The sequence below is a fragment of the Ramlibacter sp. genome (assembly GCF_036383835.1).
Classification (GTDB): Bacteria; Pseudomonadota; Gammaproteobacteria; order Burkholderiales; family Burkholderiaceae_C; genus Ramlibacter.
The window spans coordinates 1-5,212 of record NZ_DASVNN010000085.1 but is presented as its reverse complement, the minus strand read 5'-3'; the positions used below and the strand labels follow the sequence as shown (position 1 = coordinate 5,212).

Below are 5,212 nucleotides of genomic sequence, written 5' to 3'. Positions count from 1 at the left end.
CCGGTCCTCGCAGGCGCCATGCCTTCATGCGCGACCCCGGCCCCGCCCGCACGGGGGCTGGCAGCAGGGCAGGGCGGTGGCGCATTGTTTGTTGCCACTGCCATCGTCCGCGTGATCGCCGTAGGGTGGGCAAGCTCGCTTGCCCACCGTTTCATCGCGGCGCCGCATGGTGGGGAAGCAAGGCTTGCCCACCCTACAGGGATCCGACTTTCAGGTTTGCCCCCGGAGCGGCAGCGAGGGGGACGCCGCCCCAGCGGGGCCACACCGCGCGCCGCCTGCCGCGACGCACTCCGCTGCTCAAAAGCGGGAAGCGACGCAACAGCGCCGCTTCAATCAAATGCCCTGGATCCCCGCCTGCGCGGGAATGACATCACGGGCTCCGCGGTGTCTCCTATTGCGAGATCCGCCGCCCTTCCTCGATCTGGTACTCGAAATAGCGCTGGAAGCTAAAGGCGATGCTGGCCATCAGCACGCCGGTGCCGATCATCAGCGAGAGCACGATGGCGAAGATCGTCGCCCAGCGCGTGCCGCCCGGTTCCGCGTCCTCGGGCGCGCCGGGATTGAAGCGCGCGTTCCACTTCTCGCGCGTCATCAGCCCGTAGACGATCGCATTGAGGCAGCAGCCGGCGAAGGTGAATCCCAGCAGCGGGACCAGCAGCCAGCTCAGGAAGTCGTCCTGCCCGAACTGCTGCACCCGTTCGATGCCGTACAGGCCCAGAGCGGTGGGGATGGGCAGCAGCCAGCCGATCGCGTCGCCGAAGCCGCGCAGGTAGAAGCGGTGCAGGCCCAGCGTGCCACCGAGGAAGGCGAGCCAGGCCGCGAGCGTCTTGCTTTTCATGCGCGGCCTGCCTCCGGGGCGGTGCCGTTGCCCTCGCCGAGCGACTTGTCCATCAGCACGATGTCCAGCCAGCGGTCGAACTTCCAGCCGCAGGACTCGATGACGCCCACGCGCTTGAATCCGAGCGCGCCGTGCACGCCGATCGAGCCGCGGTTGCCCGAGTCGCCGATCACGGCGATGAGCTTGCGCACGCCCGCGGTTTCCGCGTGCTGCATCAGGGCGGTGAGCAACTGCTTGCCGATGCCCTGGCCGGCGGCCTCGGGATGCAGGTAGATCGAATCCTCCGCCGAATAGCGGTAGGCCGGGCGCGGCTTGAACCACTGGCAGTAGGCGAAACCGACGACGCGGCCGGCCTGTTCGGCCACCAGGTAGGGCAGGCCGCGAGCCAGCACGTCGCTGCGGCGGCCGGCCATGTCGGCCTCGGTGGGCGGGGTGGTCTCGAAGGTGCCCGTGCCGTGCAGCACGTGGTGGGCGTAGATCGCGGTGATCGCGGGTAGATCGGTCTCGGAACTCGGGCGCAGGGTGAGCATCGGCGGGAAAGGCTATAATCGCAGGCTTTTCGGCGTGTCGCCGGCCGGGTGGCCGTGTCGCGTGTCTCAACGCCGGAAGAAATCTGAGTAGTCCGCTGGTGCGGCTACCTCATCCACCCGAAGGATAAATCATGGTCGTCATTCGACTCTCCCGCGGCGGTTCCAAGCACCGTCCGTTCTACAACATCGTCGTCTCCGACAAGCGCGTGCGCCGCGACGGCCGCTTCATCGAGCGCCTGGGTTTCTACAACCCGGTCGCCAACGATGGCGAAGAGAAGCTGCGCGTCGCGCAGGACCGCCTGACCTACTGGAAGGGCGTCGGCGCCCAGGCGTCCCCCACGGTGGAGCGCCTGCTCAAGCAAGCTCCCGCCGCCGGCCAGGCCGCCGCCCCGGCCCAGGCTTAAGTCTGCATGGCCGCGCCCGGCCGTCCGGCAGCAGCCACGCTGCCGGCAGACATCGAAGCCGCGGAACTCCCCGCGGATGCCATCGAAGTCGGGCGCATCGCCGATGCCTGGGGGATCAAGGGCTGGTTCAAGGTCCTCCCCCACAGCGCCGATCCCCAGGCGCTTCTTTCTTCCACGCGCTGGTACCTGCAACCTTCCGAGAAGGGCCCGCAAGCCTTTCGCGGCACGGTGCTGCTGCGCGTGCGGGAGACCAAGGAGCACGCGGACACGCTGGTGGCCCGCGCCGACGCCGTGGAAGGCCGCGACACCGCCGAACTGCTGAGGGGTGCGCGCGTCTTCATCCCGCGTTCCGCCTTTCCCTCCGCCGGCGAGGACGAGTTCTACTGGATCGACCTGATCGGGCTGGACGTCGTCAATCGCGAAGGCGTGCACCTCGGGCAGGTGAAGGAGCTGCTGACCACCGGCCCGCAGAGCGTGCTGGTGATCGGCTACGAGGAAGGCGGCAAGGCGCTCGAGCGCATGATCCCCTTCGTCTCCGCATTCGTCGACAAGGTCGACCAGGCCGCCCGCCGCATCGACGTCGACTGGCAGGCCGATTACTGAAGAAGCCATGCGCTTCGACGTCGTCACGCTGTTTCCCGAGCTGTTCGCGCCGTTCCTGGCCGCGGGCGTGACCCGCCGCGCCTACGAGGCGAAGCAGGTCGACGTACGCCTGTGGAACCTGCGCGATTTCGCCGAAGGCAACTACCGGCGCGTCGACGACCGCCCCTTCGGCGGCGGCCCCGGCATGGTGATGCTGGCCGAGCCGCTGGCCCGATGCCTCGCCGCCGTGAAGGCGGAGCGCGCCGACACCGCGCCGGTGTTGCTGTTTTCCCCGGTCGGCGAACGCCTGGACCACGCCGGCGTCGAACGCTGGTCGGCGAGCGCGGGCGCCGTCCTGATCTGCGGCCGCTACGAGGGCATCGACCAGCGCTTCATCGACACCCACGTCGACGTGCAGCTGAGCCTGGGCGACTTCGTGCTCTCCGGAGGCGAGATCGCCGCCATGGCGCTGCTGGATGCGGTGGCGCGGCTGCAGCCCGGCGTGCTGAACGACGCCGGCAGCCACCAGGAAGACAGCTTCAACCCCGCCCTCGACGGCTTGCTGGATTGCCCGCATTACACGCGGCCCGAGGAGTGGAGCGGCACCAAGGTGCCGGAGGAGTTGCTCTCGGGCCACCACGCGAAGATCGAGGCCTGGCGCCGCCGCCAGCGCCTGGCCACCACGGCCAGACACCGGCCGGACCTGATCGCGGCGGCCCGGAAGGCCGGCCGCCTGACCCGCGCGGACGAGGAATTCCTCGCCGGGCTATAATCGCCGGCTTTCCAGATCCTCTGTCCGGCCGTTCCAGCCGCTCCCGCCCCAGGCGGAAGAATCGAACTTGCGTGCGCGCCCAGCGCGAACGCGGGCGAAGCGAGAACCTTCAGTGCAGCGCGGGCAAGATCCCAGAGGTAAACATGAACCTGATCCAGACCCTCGAACAAGAGGAAATCGCCCGCCTGGGCAAGAAGATCCCCGAGTTCGCCCCCGGCGACACCGTGATCGTTTCCGTGAACGTCGTCGAAGGCAGCCGCAAGCGCGCGCAGGCCTACGAAGGCGTCGTGATCGCCAAGCGCAACCGCGGCCTGAACAGCGCCTTCACGGTGCGCAAGATCTCCAGCGGCGAAGGCGTCGAGCGTACCTTCCAGACCTACAGCCCGCTGATCGCCAACATCGAAGTGAAGCGCCGCGGCGACGTGCGCCGCGCCAAGCTGTACTTCCTGCGCGAGCGTTCCGGCAAGTCGGCGCGCATCAAGGAAAAGCTGGCCCACAGCCAGAAGCCCGCCGCCGCCGAATAAGGCGGGCGCCACCGCGCCAGAAGCCGCCGCCGGCCCCGAGCTCGCGGCGGCTTTTTCATTGTCCGAAGCCTGCATGCCCCCGATCGATCCGTCCGCCACGCTTCCGCCCGATACCCCGCTGTCGAAGATCCCGAACTTCGACCCGCGGCAGGCGCCGGTGGTGGGCGTCGATGCGCACCTGCCCGCCGTGGGGGCGGACGCGCTCGCGCCCGCGGCGCTGCGCCGGCGCTTCGCCGAGCCGCCGCACTGGGAGCCGGAGATCTGGGCCGAGCGCCGCTTCACCGACCGACAGCCAGCCAAGGCCGCGGTGCTGGTTCCGATCGTGATGCGCGAGCGGCCGATGGTGCTGCTCACCGAACGCACGGCGCATCTCTCGACGCACTCGGGCCAGGTGGCCTTCCCGGGCGGCAAGCAGGACGACACGGACGTCGACGCCGCCGACACCGCGCTGCGCGAGGCGCACGAGGAGATCGGCCTGGAGCGTCCGCTGGCGGAGGTGATCGGCACCCTGCCCACCTACACCACCGGCACCATGTTCATCATCACGCCGGTGATCGCGCTGGTGCGGCCGGACTACCGCCTCGCGCTCAACGCCTTCGAAGTGGCCGACGCCTTCGAGGTGCCGCTCGACTTCCTGATGAACCCGGCGCATCACCACCGCCATGCGATCGAGTTGAGCGGCGTGCGCCGCGAGTGGTTCTCGATGCCTTACGGCGAGGACGGCAAGGAGCGCTTCATCTGGGGCGCGACCGCGGCGATGCTGCGGAATTTCTATCGCTTCCTGTCGGCGTGATGCGTTCCACGGCCTTGTCATCCCGGGCTTGACCCGGGACCCATGGATTGCGGGTCAAGCCCGCAATGACAACGGCGAGGTTCCGCTCCGGGCGCCGCTATCATTCCGCCATGTCTTTCTTCGCGATCCTGTTCGCCCTGCTGATCGAGCAGGTGCGTCCGCTGGGACCGCACAACCCGATCCATTCCGGCCTGCGCGTGTGGGCGCGCTGGGTGAGCCGCAACTTCGACGCCGGCAAGCCGGCGCACGGCTGGGTCGCATGGTTGCTGGCGGTGGTGGCGCCCGCGGTGCTGGCGCTGGCGATCCACTGGGCGCTGCTGCTCTTCGTGGGCTGGCCGGCCGCGATGGTGTGGAGCGTGCTGGTGCTGTACATCACGCTGGGCTTCCGCCAGTTCAGCCACCACTTCACCGACATCCGCGACGCCCTCGAGGCGGGCGACGAGGCCAGGGCGCGGCAGCTGCTGGCGCAGTGGCAGCGCGTCGACGCGAGCGAGCTGCCGCGCAGCGAGATCGTGCGGCACGTGATCGAGTATTCGGTGCTGGCCGCGCATCGCCACGTGTTCGGCGTGCTGGCCTGGTTCTCCGTGCTGGCGGCTTTCGGCCTCGGGCCGGCCGGCGCCGTGCTGTACCGCATGGCCGAATTCGTCGTGCGCTACTGGCGCTATCGCAACCGCATGCAGATCCAGCCGGCCAGCGAGGCGCTGCAGTCCGCCGCGGCCAAGGCCTGGACGGCGGTCGACTGGCTGCCCGCGCGCATCACCGCGATCGG

General features: G+C 69.2%; 8 protein-coding genes. 6 read left to right on the top strand and 2 right to left on the bottom strand.

What is annotated here, in order from left to right:
• Positions 1 to 391: 391 nt before the first annotated feature.
• The gene (locus tag VF522_RS13970; RefSeq protein WP_330908888.1) at positions 392 to 838 is read right to left on the bottom strand and encodes a TM2 domain-containing protein; all 447 of its coding nucleotides are present in this window, start codon (positions 836 to 838) and stop codon (positions 392 to 394) included.
• Positions 835 to 1,368 (bottom strand): N-acetyltransferase family protein, encoded by a 534-nt coding sequence (locus VF522_RS13965; protein ID WP_330908887.1) that lies wholly within the window; start codon positions 1,366 to 1,368, stop codon positions 835 to 837. Before VF522_RS13965 ends, VF522_RS13970 begins: the two co-directional genes overlap by 4 nt.
• A gap of 131 nt (positions 1,369 to 1,499) precedes the next feature.
• Between VF522_RS13965 and rpsP the strand changes: the two genes are divergently transcribed.
• The 6 genes from rpsP to VF522_RS13935 all read left to right on the top strand — a co-directional run.
• Positions 1,500 to 1,772: a 30S ribosomal protein S16 gene (gene rpsP, locus VF522_RS13960; RefSeq protein ID WP_330908886.1), complete on the top strand. Its 273-nt coding sequence runs from the start codon at positions 1,500 to 1,502 to the stop codon at positions 1,770 to 1,772.
• 6 nt (positions 1,773 to 1,778) lie between these two features.
• Entirely contained in the window at positions 1,779 to 2,375 is a 597-nt protein-coding gene (gene rimM / locus VF522_RS13955) for a ribosome maturation factor RimM (RefSeq protein WP_330908885.1), read from the top strand.
• Positions 2,376 to 2,382: 7 nt separating this feature from the next.
• Positions 2,383 to 3,126 (top strand): tRNA (guanosine(37)-N1)-methyltransferase TrmD, encoded by a 744-nt coding sequence (trmD, locus tag VF522_RS13950; protein ID WP_330908884.1) that lies wholly within the window; start codon positions 2,383 to 2,385, stop codon positions 3,124 to 3,126.
• A gap of 143 nt (positions 3,127 to 3,269) precedes the next feature.
• Positions 3,270 to 3,650: a 50S ribosomal protein L19 gene (rplS, locus tag VF522_RS13945; RefSeq protein WP_330908883.1), complete on the top strand. Its 381-nt coding sequence runs from the start codon at positions 3,270 to 3,272 to the stop codon at positions 3,648 to 3,650.
• A gap of 73 nt (positions 3,651 to 3,723) precedes the next feature.
• Positions 3,724 to 4,443 (top strand): CoA pyrophosphatase, encoded by a 720-nt coding sequence (locus tag VF522_RS13940; protein ID WP_330908882.1) that lies wholly within the window; start codon positions 3,724 to 3,726, stop codon positions 4,441 to 4,443.
• A gap of 110 nt (positions 4,444 to 4,553) precedes the next feature.
• The coding region (locus VF522_RS13935; protein ID WP_330908881.1) for a cobalamin biosynthesis protein at positions 4,554 to 5,212 on the top strand (659 nt) is incomplete at its 3' end.